At 58.1% G+C, this 19,514-nt stretch carries 18 protein-coding genes; all 18 read left to right on the top strand.

The window, feature by feature from the left end:
- The 18 genes from yidC to glmS all read left to right on the top strand — a co-directional run bounded on the left by yidC (nt 1) and on the right by glmS (nt 19,415).
- Nucleotides 1-1,683, top strand: a complete 1,683-nt coding sequence (gene yidC, locus AC0R79_RS01015) for a membrane protein insertase YidC (protein ID WP_074689782.1) — start codon at nt 1-3, stop codon at nt 1,681-1,683.
- A gap of 81 nt (nt 1,684-1,764) precedes the next feature.
- Nucleotides 1,765-3,135 carry a tRNA uridine-5-carboxymethylaminomethyl(34) synthesis GTPase MnmE gene (gene mnmE / locus AC0R79_RS01010; protein ID WP_127800792.1) on the top strand — a complete coding sequence of 457 codons (1,371 nt, stop codon included), beginning with the start codon at nt 1,765-1,767 and terminating at the stop codon, nt 3,133-3,135.
- A gap of 551 nt (nt 3,136-3,686) precedes the next feature.
- A complete protein-coding gene (mnmG, locus tag AC0R79_RS01005) occupies nt 3,687-5,585 on the top strand; it encodes a tRNA uridine-5-carboxymethylaminomethyl(34) synthesis enzyme MnmG (RefSeq protein ID WP_007954140.1) in 1,899 nt (632 codons plus the stop codon).
- Entirely contained in the window at nt 5,582-6,226 is a 645-nt protein-coding gene (gene rsmG, locus AC0R79_RS01000; RefSeq protein WP_127800790.1) for a 16S rRNA (guanine(527)-N(7))-methyltransferase RsmG, read from the top strand. The genes mnmG and rsmG overlap by 4 nt, the downstream gene beginning before the upstream one ends.
- Before the next feature lie 18 nt (nt 6,227-6,244).
- Complete coding sequence (locus tag AC0R79_RS00995; protein WP_007954142.1) at nt 6,245-7,042, top strand: ParA family protein; 798 nt, start codon at nt 6,245-6,247, stop codon at nt 7,040-7,042.
- Between the two features lie 9 nt (nt 7,043-7,051).
- Complete coding sequence (locus AC0R79_RS00990; protein WP_064600630.1) at nt 7,052-7,924, top strand: ParB/RepB/Spo0J family partition protein; 873 nt, start codon at nt 7,052-7,054, stop codon at nt 7,922-7,924.
- 148 nt (nt 7,925-8,072) lie between these two features.
- Nucleotides 8,073-8,480 carry a F0F1 ATP synthase subunit I gene (locus AC0R79_RS00985; protein WP_003229783.1) on the top strand — a complete coding sequence of 136 codons (408 nt, stop codon included), beginning with the start codon at nt 8,073-8,075 and terminating at the stop codon, nt 8,478-8,480.
- A 16-nt stretch (nt 8,481-8,496) separates the two neighbouring features.
- Nucleotides 8,497-9,366 (top strand): F0F1 ATP synthase subunit A, encoded by an 870-nt coding sequence (atpB, locus tag AC0R79_RS00980; protein WP_007954148.1) that lies wholly within the window; start codon nt 8,497-8,499, stop codon nt 9,364-9,366.
- A gap of 134 nt (nt 9,367-9,500) precedes the next feature.
- Entirely contained in the window at nt 9,501-9,758 is a 258-nt protein-coding gene (gene atpE, locus AC0R79_RS00975; RefSeq protein ID WP_003097235.1) for a F0F1 ATP synthase subunit C, read from the top strand.
- 58 nt (nt 9,759-9,816) lie between these two features.
- Nucleotides 9,817-10,287, top strand: coding sequence for a F0F1 ATP synthase subunit B (locus AC0R79_RS00970; RefSeq protein WP_007954149.1), 471 nt, complete (start codon nt 9,817-9,819; stop codon nt 10,285-10,287).
- Between the two features lie 12 nt (nt 10,288-10,299).
- The gene (locus AC0R79_RS00965; RefSeq protein WP_007911956.1) at nt 10,300-10,836 is read left to right on the top strand and encodes a F0F1 ATP synthase subunit delta; all 537 of its coding nucleotides are present in this window, start codon (nt 10,300-10,302) and stop codon (nt 10,834-10,836) included.
- Nucleotides 10,837-10,857: 21 nt separating this feature from the next.
- Nucleotides 10,858-12,402, top strand: coding sequence for a F0F1 ATP synthase subunit alpha (gene atpA / locus AC0R79_RS00960; RefSeq protein WP_085606310.1), 1,545 nt, complete (start codon nt 10,858-10,860; stop codon nt 12,400-12,402).
- 50 nt (nt 12,403-12,452) lie between these two features.
- Nucleotides 12,453-13,313, top strand: a complete 861-nt coding sequence (gene atpG / locus AC0R79_RS00955; RefSeq protein ID WP_007954161.1) for a F0F1 ATP synthase subunit gamma — start codon at nt 12,453-12,455, stop codon at nt 13,311-13,313.
- Nucleotides 13,314-13,340: 27 nt separating this feature from the next.
- The gene (gene atpD / locus AC0R79_RS00950) at nt 13,341-14,717 is read left to right on the top strand and encodes a F0F1 ATP synthase subunit beta (protein WP_007954162.1); all 1,377 of its coding nucleotides are present in this window, start codon (nt 13,341-13,343) and stop codon (nt 14,715-14,717) included.
- A gap of 45 nt (nt 14,718-14,762) precedes the next feature.
- Nucleotides 14,763-15,188: a F0F1 ATP synthase subunit epsilon gene (locus AC0R79_RS00945; protein WP_007954164.1), complete on the top strand. Its 426-nt coding sequence runs from the start codon at nt 14,763-14,765 to the stop codon at nt 15,186-15,188.
- Nucleotides 15,189-15,306: 118 nt separating this feature from the next.
- Nucleotides 15,307-16,674 (top strand): bifunctional UDP-N-acetylglucosamine diphosphorylase/glucosamine-1-phosphate N-acetyltransferase GlmU, encoded by a 1,368-nt coding sequence (gene glmU / locus AC0R79_RS00940; RefSeq protein WP_474732813.1) that lies wholly within the window; start codon nt 15,307-15,309, stop codon nt 16,672-16,674.
- 129 nt (nt 16,675-16,803) lie between these two features.
- Nucleotides 16,804-17,580 carry a DeoR/GlpR family DNA-binding transcription regulator gene (locus AC0R79_RS00935; protein ID WP_127800786.1) on the top strand — a complete coding sequence of 259 codons (777 nt, stop codon included), beginning with the start codon at nt 16,804-16,806 and terminating at the stop codon, nt 17,578-17,580.
- Nucleotides 17,581-17,582: 2 nt separating this feature from the next.
- Nucleotides 17,583-19,415 (top strand): glutamine--fructose-6-phosphate transaminase (isomerizing), encoded by a 1,833-nt coding sequence (gene glmS, locus AC0R79_RS00930; protein WP_474732811.1) that lies wholly within the window; start codon nt 17,583-17,585, stop codon nt 19,413-19,415.
- Nucleotides 19,416-19,514 lie beyond the last annotated feature (99 nt).

Raw genomic sequence — 19,514 nt, 5'->3', positions numbered from 1 at the left:
ATGGATATCAAACGCACGATCCTGATCGTCGCCCTGGCAATCGTGTCCTACGTCATGGTCCTTAAATGGAACCAGGACTATGGCCAGGCTGCCCTGCCGACTCAGAATGTTGCTTCCAGTACGACTACATCCGGTTTGCCGGACACCGCCACTGGCAATAATGCTGCTGCCAGTGACGATATTCCGCGCGCCGCAAGCGATACCAGCGCACCTGCCGAAACGCCGGTCGCTGTCAGCAAGGATCTGATCCAGATCAAGACCGACGTGCTCGATCTCGCGATCGATCCACAAGGTGGCGATGTTGCCCAGCTGACCTTGCCGCTGTATCCACGTCGTCAGGATCGTCCGGACGTTCCGTTCCAGCTGTTCGACAACGGTGGCGAACGTACTTATCTGGCACAGAGCGGTCTGATCGGCACCAACGGTCCGGATGCAAACCCGGCCGGTCGTCCGATCTACTCCTCGGAGAAGAAGACTTATCAACTGGCTGACGGTCAGGACCAACTGGTCGTCGACCTGAAATTCAGCAAGGACGGCGTCAATTACATCAAACGTTTCACTCTGAAACGTGGCCTGTATGACGTGACCGTGACCTATCTGATCGACAACCAGAGCGCTCAACCTTGGTCCGGTTCGATGTTTGCCCAGCTGAAGCGCGATGCAAGCGCCGATCCTTCGTCCACAACTGCTACCGGTACCGCGACTTACCTGGGCGCCGCCCTGTGGACAAGTTCCGAGCCGTACAAGAAAGTGTCCATGAAGGACATGGACAAAGCTCAGCTCAAGGAAACCGTCACCGGTGGCTGGGTAGCATGGCTGCAACACTACTTCGTGACTGCATGGGTTGCTCCGAAGGGCGAAAACAACATCGTCCAGACCCGTAAAGACAGCAAAGGCAACTACATCATCGGTTACACCGGTCCTTCGTTGACCGCTGCACCGGGTGCAAAAGTCGAGACCAGCGCTGTTCTCTATGCCGGTCCGAAAAGCCAGGCGGTGCTGAAAGAGTTGTCCCCAGGTCTGGAACTGACTGTCGACTACGGCATTCTGTGGTTCATTGCCCAGCCAATCTTCTGGCTGCTGCAACATATCCACAGCATCGTCGGCAACTGGGGCTGGTCGATCATCTTCCTGACCATGCTGATCAAAGGGATCTTCTTCCCTCTGTCGGCCGCCAGCTACAAGTCGATGGCCCGCATGCGCGCCGTGGCTCCGAAACTGGCTGCACTGAAAGAGCAACATGGCGATGACCGGCAGAAAATGTCGCAAGCCATGATGGAGCTGTACAAGAAAGAGAAGATCAATCCGCTGGGTGGCTGCTTGCCGATCCTGGTGCAGATGCCGGTTTTCCTTTCCCTGTACTGGGTTCTGCTGGAAAGCGTGGAAATGCGCCAGGCGCCGTTCATGCTGTGGATTACCGACCTGTCGATCAAGGATCCGTTCTTCATCCTGCCGATCATCATGGGCGCGACCATGTTCATCCAGCAGCGTCTGAACCCTACACCTCCGGATCCGATGCAGGCCAAGGTGATGAAAATGATGCCAATCATCTTCACCTTCTTCTTCCTGTGGTTCCCGGCGGGTCTGGTTCTGTACTGGGTTGTGAACAACTGCCTGTCGATTGCCCAACAGTGGTACATCACGCGTAAGATCGAAGCGGCGACGAAAAAAGCCGAGGCGTAACTTACTCTGTGGATAACACCACTCAAAACGCCCCCTAGTGGGGCGTTTTGCTATCTGCCATTTTTGTCTGGATACCGGTTTATGAGCGCACCTCGTGAAACCATCGCAGCCGTCGCTACCGCCCAGGGCCGTGGCGGCGTGGGCATCGTTCGAATTTCCGGGCCGCTGGCCAGCGTTGCGGCCAAAGCCATCAGCGGCCGCGAGCTGAAACCACGGTTTGCCCACTACGGCCCGTTCTTCAGTGACGATCAACAGGTGCTGGATGAAGGTCTGGCTCTGTATTTCCCCGGACCGAACTCGTTCACCGGCGAAGATGTACTGGAACTGCAGGGCCACGGTGGCCCGATCGTCCTCGACATGTTGCTCAAGCGTTGTCTGGAACTGGGTTGCCGTCTGGCCCGTCCCGGTGAGTTCAGCGAAAGAGCGTTCCTCAATGACAAACTCGATCTGGCGCAGGCCGAGGCCATCGCCGACCTGATCGAAGCCAGTTCCGCACAGGCCGCGCGCAATGCCCTGCGTTCATTGCAGGGTGCATTTTCCCAACGCGTGCACAACCTTACCGAACAGTTGATCGGCCTGCGGATCTATGTAGAAGCGGCTATCGACTTCCCGGAAGAAGAAATCGACTTCCTCGCCGATGGCCATGTCCTGAGCATGCTCGACAAGGTTCGTAACGAGTTATCCACCGTATTGCGCGAAGCCGGGCAGGGCGCGTTGCTGCGTGACGGCATGACCGTGGTGATTGCCGGTCGTCCGAATGCCGGCAAATCCAGCCTGCTCAACGCACTGGCCGGTCGCGAAGCCGCAATCGTGACCGAAATCGCCGGCACCACTCGGGACATCCTGCGCGAACATATCCACATCGATGGCATGCCGCTGCACGTTGTGGACACCGCCGGTCTGCGTGATACCGATGACCATGTGGAAAAGATCGGCGTTGAACGAGCGTTGAAAGCCATCGGCGAGGCTGACCGAGTGCTGCTGGTCGTCGATGCCACTGCGCCAGAGGCCGCCGATCCATTCGCCCTGTGGCCGGAATTCCTTGAAACCCGGCCAGATCCGGCGAAGGTCACCTTGATCCGCAACAAGGCCGATCTCACCGGTGAGCCTATTGCCCTGGAAGTCAGTGACGATGGCCACGTGACGATCAGTCTGAGCGCCAAATCCGCCGGCGAGGGGCTGGATCTGCTGCGTGATCACCTCAAGGCCTGTATGGGTTACGAACAAACGTCGGAAAGTAGTTTCAGCGCACGCCGCCGGCACCTCGAAGCCCTGCGTCATGCCAGTGAAGCCCTGGAACATGGACGTGCCCAACTGACGTTGGCGGGTGCTGGCGAGCTACTGGCCGAAGACCTGCGTCAGGCCCAGCAGTCTCTCGGGGAAATCACCGGCGCCTTCAGTTCAGATGATTTGCTGGGACGAATCTTTTCCAGCTTCTGCATCGGTAAATAACCCTTCCGTTGTCCACAGACAGGTCCGTTCGCGACCTGTCTGTCCCCCCTTCTAGTATTTCCTTCCTCCAGTGCCGGACAGATTCCTGTTCCTGAGCGGATTTTCCGTGTCCGCGATTCCTTCATTCACCTGATTTCTGTGGATTAAGCCCTGTGAATAACTGCCGCTGAGGGCAGTTGATAACAGGGCCTGAAAACTGAACATAACTGCCGCTGTGGATAACCACCTCATTCATCCACAGGCTTACACCGGTTATCCAAGGGCCTCATGGCGACATGGCCACAGGGTTTTGAATCTCTGTACACATTGAAAATAAAGGCCTGTAGAAATCTATCCACAGAAATCATGGGCAGTAAGAATAAGCTTTAAAACAAAGGTTTTATAAATTTCTCTCTTTTTTATTCTTTTAACCGCGAGTTCTCCACAGCTGGTTAAATTTTGTGCAAAGGGTTCTTTAGGAAGGACGAAGTCCCTATACTTGCCGACCAGGTCCAGAAACCTGATCTCAAACTATTCCTGAATTACCTACTTAAGCAGGCACGAGGTGCGTGGTGGATTTCCCTTCCCGTTTTGAAGTGATCGTCATCGGCGGCGGTCATGCCGGTACCGAGGCAGCACTGGCCTCAGCACGCATGGGTGCAAAAACCCTTCTGCTGACGCACAACGTGGAAACCCTCGGTGCCATGAGTTGCAACCCGGCTATCGGTGGCATCGGCAAAAGCCATCTGGTCAAGGAAATCGACGCCCTCGGCGGCGCGATGGCCATGGCCACCGATCTGGGCGGTATCCAGTTTCGCGTGTTGAACAGCCGCAAAGGCCCGGCCGTACGGGCGACCCGTGCGCAAGCCGACCGGATTTTGTACAAGGCCGCTGTCCGCGAAATTCTGGAAAACCAGCCGAACCTGTGGATATTTCAACAAGCCGCTGACGACCTGATCGTCGAGCAGGAACAAGTACGCGGTGTTGTCACGCAAATGGGTCTGCGTTTCTTCGCGGATTCCGTGGTGTTGACCACCGGTACGTTCCTCGGCGGACTTATCCACATCGGTTTGCAGAATTTTTCCGGCGGTCGTGCCGGTGACCCACCGTCGATCGCCCTGGCGCATCGTCTGCGTGAACTGCCGCTGCGTGTCGGTCGCCTGAAAACCGGTACGCCACCGCGTATCGACGGCAAGTCTGTGGATTTCTCGGTGATGACCGAGCAGCCAGGCGATACGCCGATCCCGGTGATGTCGTTCATGGGCAACAAGGAACAACATCCACGGCAAGTCAGTTGCTGGATTACTCACACCAACGCCCGCACCCACGAAATCATCGCCGCGAACCTCGACCGTTCGCCGATGTATTCCGCTGCTGGCGAGATCGAAGGCATCGGCCCGCGTTATTGCCCGTCGATCGAAGACAAGATCCACCGCTTTGCCGACAAGGAAAGCCATCAGGTGTTCATCGAGCCGGAAGGCCTGACCACCCATGAGCTGTATCCGAACGGGATATCCACAAGCCTGCCGTTCGACGTGCAATTGCAGATCGTGCAATCGATCCGCGGTATGGAAAACGCGCACATCGTGCGTCCGGGTTATGCAATCGAGTACGACTACTTCGATCCGCGCGACCTGAAGTACAGCCTGGAAACCAAAGTGATCGGCGGTCTGTTCTTCGCTGGTCAGATCAACGGCACCACCGGTTACGAAGAAGCCGGCGCCCAGGGTCTGCTGGCTGGCGCGAACGCTGCACTGCGTGCGAAAGGCAAAGAAGCCTGGTGCCCGCGTCGCGATGAAGCGTACATCGGGGTATTGGTCGACGATCTGATCACCCTCGGTACCCAAGAGCCGTACCGCATGTTCACTTCCCGTGCCGAGTACCGCCTGATCCTGCGTGAGGACAACGCCGACCTGCGTCTGACCGAAAAAGGTCGCGAACTGGGTCTGGTCGATGACGCGCGTTGGGCGGCGTTCTGCAAGAAACGCGAAAGCATCGAACTCGAAGAGCAGCGCCTGAAAAGCACCTGGGTTCGCCCGGGCACTCCGCAGGGCGATGCGATTGCCGAGAAATTCGGCACGCCGCTGACTCACGAATACAACCTGCTCAATCTCTTGAGCCGTCCGGAAATCGACTACGCTGGTCTGGTCGAAGTGACCGGGCAGGGCGCGGAAGATCCACAGGTCGCCGAACAGGTCGAGATCAAGACCAAATACGCCGGTTACATCGACCGTCAACAGGACGAAATCGCCCGTCTGCGTGCAAGCGAAGACACGAAACTGCCTGTGGATATCGATTACACCAACATTTCCGGTCTCTCCAAGGAGATCCAGAGCAAGCTTGGCGCGACTCGTCCCGAGACGCTTGGCCAGGCTTCGCGGATCCCGGGTGTGACCCCGGCAGCGATTTCGCTGTTGATGATTCATTTGAAAAAACGCGGCGCGGGCCGTCAGTTGGAGCAAAGCGCTTGAGTTCTAAGGTCACTTCGCAACACGCCGAAGAGTTATCCACAGGAGCCCGCGAGCTCGGTGTCAATCTCACTGAAACCCAGCACGAATTGCTGCTGGGTTATCTGGCCCTGTTGATCAAATGGAACCAGGCCTACAACCTGACCGCCGTCCGCGATCCGGACGAAATGGTTTCCCGTCACTTGCTCGATAGCCTCAGCGTGATGTCGTTCATCGAGAACGGCCGTTGGCTGGATGTCGGCAGCGGCGGCGGCATGCCGGGGATCCCTTTGGCAATCCTTCATCCGGACTCGCAAGTGACTTGCCTGGACAGCAACGGCAAGAAAACCCGCTTCCTGACCCAGGTCAAACTCGAACTCAAACTGGATAACCTGCAAGTTATCCACAGTCGCGTCGAAGCATTCCAGCCTGCACAGCCGTTCAACGGGATCATTTCCCGGGCGTTCAGCAGCATGGAGAACTTCACCAACTGGACTCGCCACCTCGGCGACGCCGATACGCGCTGGCTGGCAATGAAGGGCGTCCATCCGGCCGATGAGCTGGTAGCATTGCCGGCAGACTTCAAACTCGATAGCGAACACGCCCTGGCCGTACCCGGTTGCCAAGGCCAACGCCATCTGCTGATACTGCGCCGCACGGCATGATTGGGAACACAAGCAAGAATGGCTAAGGTATTCGCGATAGCGAACCAGAAGGGTGGTGTGGGCAAGACCACCACCTGCATCAACCTCGCAGCATCCCTGGTCGCGACCAAGCGCCGGGTGCTGTTGATCGATCTCGATCCACAGGGCAACGCCACCATGGGTAGCGGTGTGGATAAACATGGCCTGGAAAACTCGGTCTACGACCTGCTGATCGGCGAATGCGATCTGGCTCAGGCCATGCACTACTCTGAACACGGCGGTTATCAACTGTTGCCGGCCAACCGCGACCTGACGGCGGCCGAAGTGGTGCTGCTGGAAATGCAGATGAAGGAAAGCCGTCTGCGCAGTGCGCTGGCGCCGATCCGTGAAAACTACGATTACATTCTGATCGACTGCCCGCCGTCGCTGTCGATGCTCACATTGAACGCACTGGTTGCCGCTGACGGGGTCATTATCCCCATGCAGTGCGAATACTTTGCGCTCGAAGGTCTGAGCGACCTTGTGGATAACATCAAGCGCATCGCCGAGCTGTTGAACCCGAACCTGAAAGTTGAAGGTCTGCTGCGGACCATGTATGACCCGCGCCTGAGCCTGATGAACGACGTTTCGGCCCAGCTCAAGGAACACTTCGGCGATCAGTTGTACGACACGGTGATCCCGCGCAACATCCGTCTGGCTGAAGCCCCGAGCTACGGCATGCCGGCGCTGGCCTACGACAAGCAATCGCGTGGCGCGCTGGCCTATCTGGCCCTGGCGGGCGAGATGGTTCGCCGTCAGCGCAAAAATTCACGCATCGCCGCTGCCCAGCCAACTTAAGGAATCCCCATGGCCGTCAAGAAACGAGGTCTCGGACGAGGACTGGATGCGCTGCTGAGCGGTCCGACTGTCAGTTCGCTGGAAGAACAGGCAGCGCAGGCTGACAGCCGTGAGTTGCAGCACCTGCCGCTGGACCTCCTGCAGCGTGGCAAGTACCAGCCGCGCCGGGACATGGATCCGCAGGCGCTGGAAGAGCTGGCGCAGTCGATCAAGGCCCAGGGCGTGATGCAGCCGATCGTGGTTCGCCCGATTGGTGGTGGCCGTTTTGAAATCATCGCCGGCGAGCGCCGCTGGCGCGCCAGTCAGCAGGCCGGCCAGGAAACCATTCCTGCGATGGTCCGCGACGTGCCGGATGAAACCGCGATCGCCATTGCGCTGATCGAGAACATCCAGCGCGAAGATCTGAACCCGATCGAAGAAGCGGTGGCCCTGCAGCGCTTGCAGCAGGAATTCCAGCTCACCCAGCAACAGGTCGCCGAGGCTGTGGGTAAATCCCGCGTCACCGTGGCCAACCTTTTGCGCCTGATTGCGCTGCCGGAAGTGATCAAGACCATGTTGTCCCACGGCGACCTGGAAATGGGTCATGCCCGTGCATTGCTCGGTCTGCCTGACAATCAGCAGGTGGAAGGGGCGCGACATGTTGTCGCACGCGGCCTCACCGTGCGCCAAACCGAGGCACTGGTTCGTCAGTGGTTGAGTGGCAAACCGGAGCCGGTCGAACCGTCCAAACCCGACCCGGATATCGCTCGTCTCGAGCAACGTCTGGCCGAGCGCCTAGGCTCTGCGGTGCAGATCCGCCACGGCAAGAAGGGAAAGGGTCAGTTGGTGATCGGTTACAACTCCCTCGACGAGCTTCAAGGTGTGCTCGCACACATTCGCTGAAACAATTCCTCTTGTAGCGCGCAGTCGGAAATCACTACCTGACAGTTGAATAGGGGCAGAACCGCCCCTATACTCTGCGCGCATTTTGTCGGCACAAATTATGCCAAGTTATTGAATTTCGGCAGCCGACCATTGGAGAGCAATAGTGATGGAAACCCGCAAGCCAAACCGCCTGCCGTTCCATCGCCTGGCGGTTTTTCCGGTGTTAATGGCTCAATTTGTCATTTTGCTCATTGCCGCTTTGGCGCTCTGGCAATGGCACGGAGTCGTTGCCGGATACTCGGGACTTTGCGGAGGCCTGATAGCCTTGCTGCCCAATGTTTATTTCGCTCACAAGGCATTTCGGTTTTCCGGCGCCCGAGCAGCCCAGTCCATCGTCCGGTCTTTCTATGCCGGCGAGGCAGGCAAACTGATTTTGACGGCAGTGCTGTTTGCACTGGTGTTTGCAGGTGTGAAGCCACTGGCGCCGATCGCTGTATTCGGCGCCTTCGTGCTGACTCAGTCGGTCAGCTGGTTCGCTCCCCTGCTGATGAGAACAAGACTTTCGAGACCTTAGGGCGTTTGAGGCAACCATGGCAGAAACAACCGCTTCGGGCTATATCCAGCACCACTTGCAGAACCTGACCTTCGGTCAGCTACCCAACGGCGGCTGGGGCTTTGCCCACACCGCAGCAGAAGCCAAGGAAATGGGCTTCTGGGCTTTCCACGTCGATACTCTCGGCTGGTCGGTCGCGCTGGGTCTGATCTTCGTTCTTCTTTTCCGCATGGCGGCAAAGAAGGCGACTTCCGGTCAGCCGGGTGCACTGCAGAACTTCGTTGAAGTCCTGGTCGAATTCGTCGATGGCAGCGTGAAAGACAGCTTCCATGGCCGTAGCCCGGTGATCGCACCGCTGGCACTGACCATCTTCGTCTGGGTGTTCCTGATGAACGCCGTCGACCTGGTACCGGTCGACTGGATTCCTCAGCTGGCCATCCTGATCTCCGGCGACCACCACATCCCGTTCCGCGCCGTGTCGACTACCGACCCGAACGCGACCTTGGGCATGGCGTTCTCGGTTTTCGCACTGATCATTTTCTATAGCATCAAGGTCAAGGGCCTCGGCGGCTTCATCGGCGAGCTGACCCTGCACCCGTTCGGCAGCAAGAACATCTTCGTTCAGGCCCTGCTGATCCCGGTGAACTTCCTGCTGGAATTCGTGACCCTGATCGCCAAACCGATCTCTCTGGCTCTGCGTCTGTTCGGCAACATGTATGCCGGCGAGCTGGTGTTCATCCTGATCGCTGTGATGTTCGGCAGCGGCCTGCTCTGGCTGAGCGGCCTGGGTGTTGTCCTGCAGTGGGCGTGGGCTGTGTTCCACATCCTGATCATCACCCTGCAGGCGTTCATCTTCATGATGCTGACCATCGTCTACCTGTCGATGGCGCACGAAGAAAACCATTAAGACCAGTCTCGACTAGTCTGATGTCCTTCCCGGTCACACGGGAAGGGGCTCCTCACGGGGCACCATGAAACGATTTGTTTTACCGCTTTAATCTAAAAAACCTAAACCATACGACGTAAAAGTCGGGAGGAAAGATGGAAACTGTAGTTGGTCTAACCGCTATCGCTGTTGCACTGTTGATCGGCCTGGGCGCACTGGGTACCGCAATTGGTTTCGGCCTGCTGGGCGGCAAGTTCCTGGAAGGCGCAGCGCGTCAGCCAGAAATGGTTCCAATGCTGCAAGTTAAGATGTTCATCGTTGCCGGTCTGCTCGACGCCGTAACCATGATCGGTGTTGGTATCGCTCTGTTCTTCACCTTTGCGAACCCGTTCGTTGGTCAAATCGCTGGCTAATCATTCGGATTTTCCGAGTGATTTGGTGTGATGGACAACGTAACTGCGAGGTGTTGGCGTGAACATTAATGCGACCCTGATTGGCCAGTCCGTTGCGTTCCTGATTTTTGTACTGTTCTGCATGAAGTTCGTATGGCCTCCGGTCATCGCAGCTCTGCACGAACGTCAAAAGAAGATCGCTGATGGTCTGGACGCTGCCAGCCGTGCAGCTCGCGACCTGGAGTTGGCCCAAGAGAAAGCGGGTCAGCAACTGCGCGAAGCGAAAGCTCAGGCAGCTGAAATCATCGAGCAAGCCAAGAAACGCGGTAACCAGATTGTCGAAGAGGCCGTTGAAAAGGCCCGTGTCGACGCTGACCGTGTGAAGGTTCAGGCTCAAGCCGAGATCGAACAGGAACTGAACAGTGTCAAAGACAAGCTGCGCGCCCAAGTGGGCTTGCTGGCTGTCGGCGGCGCCGAGAAGATCCTGGGTGCCACAATCGATCAAAACGCGCACGCAGAGCTGGTTAACCAACTGGCTGCTGAAATCTAAGCGAGGGCGATCATGGCAGAACTGACCACGTTGGCCCGACCTTACGCTAAGGCGGCCTTCGAGCACGCTCAGGCCCACCAGCAACTGGCCAATTGGTCAGCCATGCTCGGCCTGGCTGCAGCGGTGTCACAAGATGACACCATGCAGCGCGTGCTCAAGGCCCCGCGACTGACGAGCGCAGAAAAGGCCGCCACGTTCATTGACGTGTGCGGCGACAAGTTTGATGCCAAGGCACAGAACTTCATCAATGTCGTTGCCGAAAACGACCGTCTCCCGCTTCTGCCGGAGATCGCCGCTCTTTTCGACCTGTACAAGGCCGAACAAGAGAAATCGGTAGACGTTGAAGTGACCAGTGCTTTTGCATTGAACCAAGAACAGCAAGACAAACTCGCCAAGGTTCTCAGTGCACGACTCAACCGGGAAGTGCGCCTGCAAGTTGCGGAGGATGCTGCCCTTATAGGTGGTGTCGTTATCCGCGCCGGCGACCTGGTTATCGATGGCTCGATTCGCGGCAAAATCGCGAAACTTGCCGAAGCATTGAAATCTTGAGTTTGAAGGGGCAGCAGAGCAATGCAGCAACTCAATCCTTCCGAAATAAGTGAAATTATCAAGGGCCGCATCGAAAAGCTCGATGTGACCTCCCAAGCCCGTAACGAAGGCACTGTCGTCAGCGTATCTGACGGTATCGTGCGGATTCACGGTCTGGCCGACGTCATGTACGGCGAGATGATCGAGTTTCCGGGCGGCGTCTACGGTATGGCCCTCAACCTGGAGCAAGACTCCGTAGGTGCCGTTGTACTGGGCGCATACACGACTCTGGCTGAAGGCATGAGCGCCAAGTGCACCGGCCGCATCCTCGAAGTTCCGGTTGGTAAGGAACTGCTGGGTCGCGTTGTCGACGCACTGGGTAACCCTGTTGACGGCAAAGGTCCACTGGGCAACACCGAGACCGACGCGGTCGAGAAAGTTGCTCCGGGCGTGATCTGGCGTAAGTCGGTAGACCAGCCTGTACAGACTGGCTACAAGGCTGTCGATGCCATGATCCCTGTCGGCCGTGGCCAGCGTGAGCTGATCATCGGTGACCGTCAGATCGGTAAAACCGCTCTGGCGATCGACGCGATCATCAACCAGAAAGACAGCGGCATTTTCTGCGTCTACGTGGCAATCGGTCAGAAGCAATCGACCATCGCCAACGTGGTTCGCAAGCTGGAAGAAAACGGTGCACTGGCTAACACCATCATCGTTGCAGCGAGCGCTTCGGAATCTGCAGCACTGCAATTCCTGGCTCCGTACTCCGGTTGCACCATGGGTGAATTCTTCCGCGACCGCGGTGAAGACGCGCTGATCGTTTATGACGATCTGTCCAAGCAAGCAGTGGCTTACCGCCAGATTTCCCTGCTGCTGCGCCGTCCACCAGGCCGTGAAGCTTACCCAGGCGACGTGTTCTATCTCCACTCCCGTCTGCTGGAGCGCGCATCCCGCGTTTCGGAAGAGTACGTAGAGAAGTTCACCAACGGCGCAGTGACCGGCAAAACCGGTTCCCTGACCGCACTGCCGATCATCGAAACCCAGGCTGGCGACGTTTCCGCGTTCGTTCCGACCAACGTGATTTCCATCACCGACGGTCAGATCTTCCTGGAATCGGCCATGTTCAACTCGGGCATCCGCCCTGCAGTGAACGCCGGTGTTTCGGTATCCCGTGTGGGTGGTGCCGCTCAGACCAAGATCATCAAGAAGCTGTCCGGTGGTATCCGTACCGCTCTGGCTCAGTACCGTGAGCTGGCGGCATTCGCCCAGTTCGCTTCTGACCTGGACGAAGCGACCCGCAAGCAACTTGAGCATGGTCAGCGCGTTACCGAGCTGATGAAGCAGAAGCAATACGCACCGATGTCGATCGCTGACATGGCGCTGTCGCTGTATGCCGCTGAGCGTGGGTTCCTGACTGACATTGAAATCGCCAAGATCGGCAGCTTCGAACAAGCGCTGATTGCTTTCTTCAACCGCGATCACGCCGACTTGATGGCCAAGATCAACGTTAAAGGTGACTTCAATGACGAAATCGACGCTGGCCTGAAGGCTGGTATCGAGAAGTTCAAGGCCACCCAAACCTGGTAAGCCGCAGCGGGAGCCGCAAGGCTCCCGCTTGCTAACCTGATAGGTGTTACATGGCAGGCGCAAAAGAGATTCGCAGTAAGATTGCGAGCATCAAAAGCACGCAAAAAATTACCAGCGCCATGGAAAAAGTGGCGGTCAGCAAAATGCGCAAGGCACAAATGCGCATGGCTGCTAGCCGTCCTTATGCGGAGCGTATCCGCCAGGTAATTGGGCATCTGGCCAACGCCAACCCGGAATACCGCCACCCGTTCATGATCGATCGCGAAGTAAAGCGCGTCGGTTATGTTGTAGTGAGCAGTGACCGTGGTCTGTGCGGCGGCTTGAACACCAACCTGTTCAAGGCCCTGGTCAAGGACATGGCGGTAAACCGCGAAAACGGCGTCGAGATCGATCTGTGTGTCGTTGGTAGCAAGGGTGCGGCCTTTTTCCGCAACTTCGGCGGTAACGTCGTTGCAGCTATCAGCCACCTGGGTGAAGAGCCGTCGATCAATGATCTGATCGGCAGCGTCAAGGTGATGCTGGATGCCTACCTGGACGGCCGTATTGACCGCCTGTCCGTGGTATCCAACAAGTTCATCAACACCATGACGCAACAGCCTACCGTGGAGCAGTTGATTCCACTGGTGGCGACCCCGGATCAAGAACTCAAGCACCACTGGGACTACCTCTACGAACCAGACGCCAAAGAGTTGCTTGACGGCTTGATGGTGCGTTACGTGGAGTCGCAGGTGTACCAGGCGGTGGTCGAGAACAACGCGGCTGAACAGGCTGCGCGGATGATCGCGATGAAGAACGCTACCGACAACGCCGGTGATTTGATCAGCGATTTGCAGCTGATCTACAACAAGGCGCGTCAGGCTGCGATCACCCAAGAGATCTCGGAAATCGTCGGCGGCGCTGCCGCGGTTTAACGGTTCAAATATTCAGAGGATCCAGCTATGAGTAGCGGACGTATCGTTCAAATCATCGGCGCCGTTATCGACGTGGAATTTCCACGCGACAGCGTACCGAGCATCTACGACGCCTTGAAGGTTCAAGGCGCCGAAACCACTCTGGAAGTTCAGCAGCAGCTGGGCGACGGCGTGGTTCGTACCATTGCGATGGGCTCCACCGAAGGCTTGAAGCGCGGTCTGGACGTCAACAACACTGGCGCAGCCATCTCCGTACCGGTCGGTAAAGCGACTCTGGGCCGGATCATGGACGTACTGGGCAACCCGATCGACGAAGCTGGCCCGATCGGCGAAGAAGAGCGCTGGGGTATCCACCGCGCCGCTCCTTCCTTCGCTGAACAAGCCGGTGGCAACGAGCTGCTGGAAACTGGCATCAAGGTTATCGACCTGGTTTGCCCGTTCGCCAAGGGCGGTAAAGTCGGTCTGTTCGGTGGTGCCGGTGTAGGCAAGACCGTAAACATGATGGAACTGATCCGTAACATCGCCATCGAGCACAGCGGTTATTCCGTGTTCGCCGGTGTGGGTGAGCGTACTCGTGAGGGTAACGACTTCTACCACGAGATGAAGGACTCCAACGTTCTCGACAAGGTAGCCCTGGTCTACGGTCAGATGAACGAGCCACCGGGAAACCGTCTGCGCGTAGCGCTGACCGGTCTGACCATGGCCGAGAAGTTCCGTGACGAAGGTAACGACGTTCTGCTGTTCGTCGACAACATCTATCGTTACACCCTGGCCGGTACCGAAGTATCCGCACTGCTGGGCCGTATGCCTTCGGCAGTAGGTTACCAGCCGACCCTGGCTGAAGAGATGGGCGTGCTGCAAGAGCGCATCACTTCGACCAAACAAGGTTCGATTACTTCGATCCAGGCCGTATACGTACCAGCGGACGACTTGACTGACCCGTCGCCAGCGACCACGTTTGCTCACCTGGACGCCACCGTCGTTCTGTCCCGTGACATCGCTTCCCTGGGTATCTACCCGGCGGTAGACCCACTGGACTCGACTTCGCGTCAGCTGGACCCGAACGTGATCGGCAACGATCACTACGAGACCGCTCGTGGTGTTCAGTACGTGCTGCAGCGTTACAAAGAGCTGAAGGACATCATCGCGATCCTGGGTATGGACGAGCTGTCGGAAGCCGACAAGCAGTTGGTAAACCGTGCTCGTAAGATCCAGCGCTTCTTGTCGCAGCCGTTCTTCGTGGCTGAAGTCTTCACCGGTGCTTCGGGTAAATACGTTTCCCTGAAAGACACCATTGCTGGCTTCAAAGGCATCCTCAACGGTGACTACGACCACCTGCCAGAACAAGCGTTCTACATGGTCGGCGGCATCGAAGAAGCGATCGAGAAAGCCAAGAAACTGTAATCCAGGCGCCCGGCAACGGGCGCTAATTTAGGTTGAGGCAATCAGATGGCTATGACAGTCCATTGCGACATCGTCAGCGCGGAAGGAGAAATCTTTTCCGGCCTGGTCGAGATGGTGATTGCGCACGGTGCTCTGGGTGATCTTGGTATCGCTCTGGGCCACGCGCCGCTGATCACTAATCTGAAGCCAGGTCCGATCCGCCTGATCAAGCAAGGCGGGGAAGCCGAGGTGTTCTACATCTCCGGTGGTTTCCTCGAGGTTCAGCCGAACATGGTCAAGGTGCTTGCCGATACCGTGCAACGTGCCGCCGACCTGGATGAAGCTCAGGCTCAGGCAGCTCTCAAGGCTGCCGAAGCTGCTCTGCACGAGAAGAGCGCAGATTTCGACTACGGAGCTGCGTCCGCACGTCTGGCCGAGGCTGCAGCTCAGCTGCGCACCGTCCAGCAGATCCGCAAGAAGTTTGGCGGTTAATCCGTCAGCCACTTGTTGTGCGATTGATAAAAAAGGGTAGCCTCGGCTACCCTTTTTTCTTTTCAGAATTCCCGAAACCCGGTCGCAGTTGCTGACCACCCAGGATTGGTAGCCAGTCATGTCTCTTGAAATCGTTATCCTCGCGGCCGGTCAAGGCACCCGCATGCGCTCCGCGCTGCCAAAAGTGCTGCACCCGATTGCCGGCGATTCCATGCTTGGTCATGTTATCCACAGCGCCCGTCAACTTGATCCACAGCGCATTCACGTGGTCATCGGCCATGGTGCCGATGTCGTGCGCGAACGTCTGGCCGCCGATGATCTCAATTTCGTATTGCAGGACAAGCAACTGGGCACTGGTCATGCGACTGCCCAGGCTGTGCCGTTCATCACCGCCGATACCGTTCTGATTCTCTACGGTGACGTGCCGCTGATCGAAGTCGAGACCCTGCAACGTCTGCTCAAGCACGTCGTGCCCGGCCAAATGGGATTGCTCACCGTCGAACTGGACGATCCGACCGGGTATGGCCGCATCGTGCGCGACGCCGAAGGCAAGGTTGCCGCCATCGTTGAGCACAAAGACGCCAGCGAAGCACAGCGGGCGATCACCGAAGGCAATACCGGCATTCTGGCGGTGCCGGCGAATCGTCTGGCGGACTGGATGAGTCGCCTGTCGAACAACAACGCTCAGGGCGAGTATTACCTGACCGACGTGATCGAGATGGCAGTCAGCGACGGCCTGACCGTCGCCACCGAACAACCGCACGACCCGATGGAAGTGCAGGGCGCCAACGATCGCAAACAACTGTCCGAACTGGAGCGCCACTATCAGTTGCGCGCTGGCCGTCGCCTGATGGCTCAGGGCGTGACCCTGCGCGACCCAGCCCGTTTCGATGTGCGTGGCGAAGTGACCGTGGGTCGCGACGTGCTGATCGACATCAACGTAATTCTCGAAGGCAAAGTCGTCATCGAAGACGATGTAGTGATCGGCCCGAACTGCGTGATCAAGGACAGCACCCTGCGCAAAGGCGTGGTGGTCAAGGCCAACAGCCACATCGAAGGTGCGGTGCTGGGCGAAGGCAGCGATGCCGGCCCGTTTGCCCGTCTGCGTCCCGGCACTGTGCTGGAGGCCCGCGCCCATGTGGGTAACTTTGTCGAACTGAAAAACGCCCGCATGGGCGAGGGCGCCAAGGCCGGACACCTGACTTACCTGGGCGACGCCGAGATCGGTGCACGCACCAACATCGGCGCCGGCACCATCACCTGCAACTACGATGGCGCGAACAAGTGGAAAACCGTGTTGGGTGAGGACGTGTTCATCGGCTCCAACAACTCGCTGGTGGCGCCTGTGGATATCTCCGCCGGTGCAACCACTGCGGCCGGTTCGACCATCACCCAGAATGTGGATAACGCGCAATTGGCCGTCGGCCGTGCGCGGCAGAAGAACATCGATGGCTGGAAGCGGCCGGAGAAGATCAAGAAGAGCTGAGTTATCCACAACGCTCGAATCAAAAAAGACCGCCGCCAGCGGTCTTTTTTTATGGGTGTCGGCTTGACGATTTGCAGCTGATAGGTTTTGATTGCTTCCGTTATCTTTCGAATCGAAACTTAATCAGCCATGTCGAAACGCAACACACCTCAGCGCCGTCACAACATTCTGGCTTTGCTCAATGAGCAGGGCGAAGTGAGTGTGGATGAACTGGCCAAGCGCTTCGAAACTTCGGAAGTTACGATTCGCAAGGACCTCGCCGCCCTGGAAAGTCATGGGTTGCTGCTGCGTCGCTACGGCGGGGCCATCACCATGCCGCAGGAACTGGTGGCGGACACTAGCCTCAACGTTTCCAAATACAAACAGGCGATCGCCCGCGCTGCCGTCTCACGCATCCGCGAGCACGCACGCATCATCATCGACAGCGGCAGCACCACCGCCGCCATGATCCCCGAGCTTGGCCAACAGCCGGGGCTGGTGGTGATGACCAACTCCCTGCACGTGGCCAACGCCCTGAGCGAACTCGAACACGAGCCTGTGCTGCTGATGACCGGCGGCACCTGGGATCCGCACTCGGAATCCTTTCAGGGCCAGGTCGCCGAGCAGGTACTACGCTCTTACGACTTCGACCAGTTGTTTATCGGTGCCGATGGCATCGACCTGGTGCGTGGTACCACCACGTTCAATGAATTGCTCGGCCTGAGCCGGGTGATGGCGGAAGTAGCGCGGGAAGTGATCGTGATGGTCGAGGCCGACAAGATCGGCCGCAAGATCCCCAACCTGGAGCTGCCATGGAGCAGCGTCCATACCCTAATTACCGATGATCGCCTGCCCCTTGAGGCACGCGCTCAGATTCAGGCTCGCGGTATCAACTTGATTTGCGCGACTGTCAGTCAGGAGAAATAAGCATGTGTGGAATTGTCGGCGCCGTTGCTGAACGTAATATCACCGCCATCCTGCTCGAAGGCCTCAAGCGTCTGGAATACCGGGGCTATGACAGCGCAGGCGTGGCTGTCTTGACCAATGACGGAAGCCTCGAGCGCACGCGCCGGGTGGGCAAGGTCAGTGAACTGGATGCTGCGCTGGCCGAACACCCACTGGTCGGTCGCCTCGGTATTGCCCACACGCGCTGGGCAACCCATGGTGCGCCGAACGAACGTAACGCCCACCCGCATTTCTCCGGCGACATCGCCGTGGTGCACAACGGCATCATCGAAAACCACGAAGCGCTGCGCGAACAACTCAAGGCACTGGGTTACGTGTTCACCTCGGACACCGACACCGAAGTCATTGCCCACCTGCTCACCCACAAACTCAAGGATCTGCACGACCTGACCGTTGCCCTCAAGGCCACCGTCAAGGAACTGCACGGTGCTTACGGTCTGGCGGTGATCAATGCGCAGCAACCTGATCGTCTGGTCGCTGCCCGTAGCGGCAGCCCGCTGGTGATCGGCCTGGGCCTGGGCGAGAACTTCCTCGCCTCCGATCAATTGGCCCTGCGTCAGGTCACTGACCGCTTCATGTACCTGGAAGAGGGCGATATCGCCGAGATCCGTCGTGACAGCGTGCAGATCTGGGACGTGAACGGCCAGGCGGTCGAGCGCCAGACCGTGCAGTACAGCGATGGCGCCGAAGCCGCAGAAAAAGGCGAGTACCGCCACTACATGCTCAAGGAAATCCACGAGCAACCGGTCGTGGTGCAACGTACCCTCGAAGGTCGCCTGAGCGAGAATCAGGTTCTGGTACAAGCCTTCGGCCCGCAAGCCGCTGAGCTGTTCGCCAAAGTGCGCAACGTGCAGATCGTGGCGTGCGGCACCAGCTACCACGCCGGCATGGTTGCCCGTTACTGGCTCGAAGAACTGGCCGGCATTCCGTGCCAGGTCGAAGTCGCCAGCGAGTTCCGCTACCGCAAGGTGGTGGTGCAGCCGGACACGTTGTTCGTCACCATCTCCCAGTCCGGCGAAACCGCCGACACCCTGGCCGCCCTGCGCAACGCCAAGGAACTGGGCTTCCTCGCCAGCCTGGCGATCTGCAACGTCGGCATCAGTTCGCTGGTACGCGAATCCGACCTGACCCTGCTGACCCAGGCCGGTCGTGAAATCGGTGTGGCTTCGACCAAAGCTTTCACTACGCAACTGGTCGGTCTGCTGCTACTGACTCTGTCCCTGGGCCAGGTACGCGGTACTCTGGCCGATGGCGTCGAAGCCACGCTGGTCGAAGAGCTGCGTCGTCTGCCAACCCGTCTGGGCGAAGCGCTGGCGATGGACAGCACAGTCGAAAAAATCGCAGAGCTGTTCGCCGAGAAGAACCACACGCTGTTCCTGGGCCGTGGCGCGCAATTCCCGGTGGCGATGGAAGGGGCGTTGAAGCTCAAGGAAATTTCGTACATCCACGCCGAAGCCTACCCGGCCGGCGAACTGAAACACGGCCCGCTGGCGCTCGTGGATAACGACATGCCGGTCGTGACCGTGGCTCCGAACAACGAACTGCTGGAGAAGCTCAAGTCCAACCTGCAGGAAGTCCGCGCCCGCGGCGGCGAGCTGATCGTGTTCGCCGACGAAAAAGCCGGGATGACCAACGGCGAAGGCACCCACGTGGTGCAGATGCCGCACATCCACGACATCCTGTCGCCGATCCTCTTCACCATTCCGCTGCAGCTGCTGTCGTACTACGTTGCTGTGCTCAAGGGCACTGACGTTGACCAGCCGCGCAACCTGGCGAAGTCGGTGACGGTGGAGTGATGGGCTGCAGAAGAGCGCGAATTGTTCGCGCTCTTCTGCAGAACACAGATACACCGCAGTAAATTCCTAAGGAAAATCCGCAAAAAAATCCGCTAACTA

The organism is Pseudomonas sp. HD57-3, assembly GCF_056113135.1.
This window is presented reverse-complemented; position numbering and strand designations above follow the sequence as displayed.